The sequence below is a fragment of the Maribellus maritimus genome (assembly GCF_022267315.1).
Taxonomy (GTDB): Bacteria; Bacteroidota; Bacteroidia; order Bacteroidales; family Prolixibacteraceae; genus Draconibacterium; species Draconibacterium maritimum.
In genome coordinates this window covers 1-4,964 of the sequence record NZ_JAIKLE010000092.1, presented here as the reverse complement: position 1 = coordinate 4,964, position 4,964 = coordinate 1, and the positions used below count along the sequence as shown (strand labels likewise).

The window sequence follows — 4,964 nt, the reverse complement described above, 5'->3', positions numbered from 1 at the left end:
TTATCGATGTTTTTCATCAGAGTATTGTACGCGATAATACTCAGGTCATCGAACTTAAAATCGTAGATATACATGCCAAACCCTTTTCGGATTTGCTGTTTGATGTAATTGTTGATGATGGCGTAGGACTTTCCACTCCCCGGAGTTCCCAAAACAATGCTAGCCCGGAACGGGTTAACCACGTTAATCCATCCGCTATAGGTTTTCCCTTTATGCTCAAACCGTGTTGGCAGGTTTACAGAGTATTCATTCTCCATCAGCCGCATTTCCTGCATAAAAGATTCATTTTCCATGTTAAAGACATCCTCCATCAGGTTATGTTTTATCAGGCGGCTCATCCATAACCCGGCTTTTAACAGGAAAATATATCCGGCAGCAAGGGAAAGCATATAAACAGAACATTTCAGGATTAACGGAGAGTGAAGCTTTACAATAAAACCACTGGAAAAAAATAGAACTAAGCCCAAGGTCAGAAAGACCGATATTTTACCCCAGCTTATCTTTTCTGCTTTAACGCCCCTGATTCCCAAACAAGAGATGGCAAGCAACCCAAAACTCACCAATTTTGTCCAGATTGGTTTTGAAAACAGCCCGGTATATTTCTGGAAATTCAGCAGAATCTTGTCAATAATTGCGACTGTTGCATCTGCCTCAACTAAAAATTCATAACAAAACCAGTAGATATGAATGATAAGAACCAGGATACTTACCCCCCTTATCAGTTCAATTATTTTAGCAAGGCTCCTTACATCGTCTTCGTTTTGCATATCCTAATAATTTGTGATAAGTAACTCCTGAATATTTCCCCGGCTTTTAACACTGGCCCCAATTGAACGTCTTGCCTTAATTTGTCGGATTTTATAACCGGTATAATGTTCGTTGAAAAAATTATCATCCATCGGACATGAATTACTTAACATCCACTTACTGTCAAAATCAAGTAAGCGGCAAAAACAGGCAAGCCTTTTTTGTTGTGTCTCATCAAAACCTTCGGAACTGTATGTAGTAAAGTTGGATGTTTGTGAAACCGGACGATAAGGCGGGTCAAAATAGACAAAAGTATTACCCCTGAAATTTGCAATGATATGAGCATAATCGCCGTTCAAAATTGTTACTTTCTGAAGCAGTTTGCTCAATCCGATAATTAATTTGGGGTTGCAAATCAGAGGCTTTTGATATTGCCCAAACGGAACATTAAACTTTCCGTTTTTATTTACACGGTACAGTCCGTTAAAACAGGTCTTATTCAGAAAGATAAACAGCGCCGCTGATTCAATTGTCTTTGTACCGGAAGAATTAAAATATTTCCGTTTATGGAGATAAAATTGTTTTTGCTCTAGCGGGCTTAAACTCCAAAACCGGGTTTGATACTTATCCAATATTGAAATTAATTCACGCGGACTTTCTTTCAGAAATAAATAGGCATTTATCAGCCGGACATTAATATCGTTTATTACCACATTCTTGATATTAGGATAATGGCTGAGAATATGAAATAAGACAGCTCCTCCACCCACAAAAGGCTCTATAAATGTGTCAAATTTCTCCAGGCCGTTCGGAAATAGCCCTGTTATTTGGGGAAGTAAATGTGACTTTCCCCCTGCCCATTTCAGGAATGGTTTTACGGTGTTTTGCATAGCTTATAGTTTTCGTTTTCTTCGTTTCTTTCTCTTCATTCTTCGAATAAAGGCTTCCTCTTCGGGATTCTCTCCATGGCTGTCAATTGCCAATAATCCCGATAAATTTTCAAATGTGGATTCAGGAGTTGAAGGGAATTTTGGCGGTACAAATTCCGGTGACTTTTCCGGTTCAGAACCGTGTTTTTCCTCACTGAATTTTTGCTGGAAAGCATTGGCTGAAAAATCCTTTCCCAGACGGGAACCGTTAAAAACAAACTTGTGCCTGTGGTCAATAAAGGTTACGCCATAAATACGTCCCGATTCATTTTCGCGAAACAAAACGGAAATCTGGTTTTTTGAAAGTTGTTTTTCAAAATCCTTTCTGTTTTTGCACGAGGCCAATGCTTTTGAAATAACTGCCTTTGGACTTTCTTTGAGGTTTCTGGTTCTAACAGCTTCTATTGATTTTTCAATTCGTTTCTGAATCGCATCATTTCCAGCCTGTTTGCCAAACTTTGAAGATTTAATAGGTGTTCCGTAAACTTCGCCTTTATCGTTTTGGGCTGCATAAATAATTCCATTATACAATTGTCCTTTGTGTTCTCCTTTTACTTCTACAACCTGAACATTATAAACAGAAAGTAAAGCCTTGTACTCGTTGAAGGATTGAAAATGCCACAACCGTGATACAGGTCGGACTACATTGGCAATTTGCCGCTTGATATCGCCTTTCTTCGGGTCAACTGGTTTTAATGAATAACCTTCTGCTTTTTGTTTTTCATTGGCGGGAGTCAGTCCGTACTTCTGTTCCAAATCGCGGCAAATCCGCATGGACAATCGATGCTGGAAATTGTCCCGAATCATTTTGCCCGTTTCATCTACCTTGACTGAAACTATATGAATATGATGACGGTCGATGTCTTCATGTATGTAAACAACAAAAGGCTGGTTCCCATAACCCAGCTTTTGCATGTACTCTTCTGCAATTTGGGCAAACTGTTCATCATTTAGTTTATCATTTGGGTCAGGATTTAGTGAGATATGGATAACCGGGTTTTCTGTTTTTTTGTTGGCCAGCAAGTAAGGCTCAAAAGAGTATTTACAAGTCCCGATACTGAAATTTCCATCCTTCGGCTCAACCATATTATTGGCAAAAATTACTTTTGCTTCACCGGCATTTATCTTCTGATGGTTGTATGCCAGGGCACTGTACAACGAACTTCCTGAACTTATTTTTGCTACCATTTGTCTTCAAATTTGCGGGTTAAATCCATTACCTGTTTGTTGATTGCAACCAGTTCCAGTGTTGCTTTCTCCAGTTGATTCAAAAATGCCAGTGCTTTTTTCTCCGAAAAATTGTTCTTGATGGCTTTGGTTACCTGGTTATAATTCACCCCGATGGCTCGGAATTGGCCATAAAAATTGGTCAGGCGCATGTAAAAATCCATCGTCCCTTTGTCAATTTTTACCACTTTCACCGGCTTTTCAAATATGCAGGCTGTGATAAAATGGGCTTTCACCTCCATTCCCGAAGCTTCAAACAGTGATAAAAAACGTGCGTTATCGTCATCGTTCAGGTTAAAAGAGTGACGATGGTTACACGGATTTACTTTTTGTTTTCGTCCACCTCTGTGCTTTTTCCCATTTTCTTTAGTCATTGGCTTCTGTTATTGTTGCTTTATTCGTTTATGAAATGCTTATCAAAAATCCCCGACTTCGGAGGGCGATTTTCCCTCATCGGGGCAAGTGGTTTTCAGGTCCTGAAAACGTTTTGAGGACCTCAAAACACAACTTGCCGTGTGCCAATGCACACCCTTTTAGCGTTGGTAATTTTTAATGCTTGTCGTCCCATAATTCAAGATTATTTTTTCGTACAATTTTCTATTGAGGGCAAAGGTATAGGGAGAGTTTTGATTCGTAGTTACCTCGAAAGACGCCAAAAGCAGACAGTTAAAGCCAAACAATTCCAGCCACTTTTAAAACCAAATTTTCGATGGTTTTTATCCGTTCATTTGCGGGTATGAAAACCTGATTAGAGAAATGAAAAAACAAACTATAAAAGGAATATTCGAATGGATAATTAAGGAGCTATTTGCTTTTTCAAATAGAGAATTAAAAATTCAGGTATTCATCAATTCATTTATTCCAATCAGGCAATAATTAAAAGTTGGTTTGGGAGAGTGCTTAAACGTTGGAACGCTTAAACATTTAAATGTTCAAACAGGCATTCATTGGATTGGCTACCGAAGAGATTAATTGAAAAAACAAACGATAAAACAATTACATCATTAACCAATAAATTAAATAAGATGGAAAAGGAAACATTATTTATTGCTTTCAGCACTCAAAAGGGAGGTGTAGGCAAAACCGCGTTTACTGTTTTAATGTCGAGCTATCTGCACTATGTGCAAGGTTTGGAAATCGCAGTTGTGGATTGTGATTATCCACAACACAGTATTGTTGAAATGCGTCAGCGAGATATGGAGCAGGTAATGAAAGACAACTATTACAAGCAACTGGCCTATACCCAGTTTACCGCCCTGAAACGAAAAGCTTACCCGGTTGAAAAAAGCTTACCGGAGGATGCCATTACAACAGCCGAAAAGCTTATTGACAATACTGCCTCTCAGCCCGACATTATTTTCTTTGACCTTCCTGGCACATTAAACAGTAAAGGGGTTGTAAAAACACTAGCGGGGATGGATTATATCTTTTCTCCGGTTAGTGCAGACAGGGTTGTTCTGGAGAGTACCCTAAAGTTCGCCACCATGCTCAACGAAAACCTGATAAGTGTTGGGAAAAGTAATATAAAAGGCCTGTACCTTATCTGGAATATGGTGGATGGCCGGGAGAAAAACGAACTCTATGAGGTTTATGAAAATGTGATTGGTGAACTGGGCCTGAATATCCTGAGAACCTTTGTTCCTGATTCGAAACGATTCCGACGTGAACTTACTACGGCGCATAAACCTGTCTTCCGTTCTACACTGTTCCCCGCCCATAATACGTTATTAAAAGGCAGTAACCTTGATGTGTTGGCAACTGAGATTCTTCAAACAGTTAAACAGTAAGATTATGGCACGAAAGCAATACAATCCTGAAGAAATAGACGAAGATTTTTTAATCTCGACTATCCAAAATGAGAAACAGGTATCAGGGCAAAAGGATGAAAAGACAGTTAAAAAACCAAAGGTGAGGAAGAACGAGAGTGTGTCTGATTATCTGTCCCTGTTTATTAGGCAATCTGACAGCAAAGCACGATTTGGCAAGCATGTCCCCATCCGGCAGGAATACCACGAAAGGATTCAAAAGATTGTGCGCATTATTGGCAACGATGAAATCTCA

Annotated in this window: 6 protein-coding genes; 2 read left to right on the top strand and 4 right to left on the bottom strand. The window is 39.2% G+C overall.

Translation table 11 applies throughout. The features are described 5' to 3' along the window. From K5G00_RS28795 to mobA, 4 genes are all read right to left on the bottom strand, one after another. Positions 1 to 767: YWFCY domain-containing protein (locus tag K5G00_RS28795; protein WP_238769953.1), on the bottom strand; the 767-nt coding region annotated here is incomplete at its 3' end. A 3-nt stretch (positions 768 to 770) separates the two neighbouring features. Then, on the bottom strand, positions 771 to 1,637 hold the full coding sequence (locus K5G00_RS28790) for a DNA adenine methylase (RefSeq protein WP_238769951.1): 867 nt from the start codon (positions 1,635 to 1,637) through the stop codon (positions 771 to 773). A gap of 3 nt (positions 1,638 to 1,640) precedes the next feature. Continuing rightward, positions 1,641 to 2,864, bottom strand: coding sequence for a conjugal transfer protein MobB (mobB, locus tag K5G00_RS28785; protein ID WP_238769949.1), 1,224 nt, complete (start codon positions 2,862 to 2,864; stop codon positions 1,641 to 1,643). Further along, positions 2,858 to 3,277, bottom strand: coding sequence for a conjugal transfer protein MobA (gene mobA / locus K5G00_RS28780; RefSeq protein WP_238769947.1), 420 nt, complete (start codon positions 3,275 to 3,277; stop codon positions 2,858 to 2,860). Before mobA ends, mobB begins: the two co-directional genes overlap by 7 nt. A 651-nt stretch (positions 3,278 to 3,928) precedes the next feature. On the opposite strand from mobA, the gene K5G00_RS28775 reads away from it, so the two are divergent. Both K5G00_RS28775 and K5G00_RS28770 read left to right on the top strand, forming a co-directional pair. Then, positions 3,929 to 4,690, top strand: coding sequence for a ParA family protein (locus K5G00_RS28775; protein ID WP_238769945.1), 762 nt, complete (start codon positions 3,929 to 3,931; stop codon positions 4,688 to 4,690). Positions 4,691 to 4,694: 4 nt separating this feature from the next. Continuing rightward, the coding region (locus tag K5G00_RS28770) for a DUF3408 domain-containing protein (protein ID WP_238769944.1) at positions 4,695 to 4,964 on the top strand (270 nt) is incomplete at its 3' end.

Excerpts from the sequence above, each read along its gene's own strand:
- K5G00_RS28790 (WP_238769951.1), bottom strand. The coding sequence starts at position 1,637 with ATGCAAAACACCGTAAAACCATTCCTGAAATGGGCAGGGGGAAAGTCA.
- mobB (WP_238769949.1), bottom strand. The coding sequence starts at position 2,864 with ATGGTAGCAAAAATAAGTTCAGGAAGTTCGTTGTACAGTGCCCTGGCA.
- mobA (WP_238769947.1), bottom strand. The coding sequence starts at position 3,277 with ATGACTAAAGAAAATGGGAAAAAGCACAGAGGTGGACGAAAACAAAAA.
- K5G00_RS28775 (WP_238769945.1), top strand. The coding sequence starts at position 3,929 with ATGGAAAAGGAAACATTATTTATTGCTTTCAGCACTCAAAAGGGAGGT.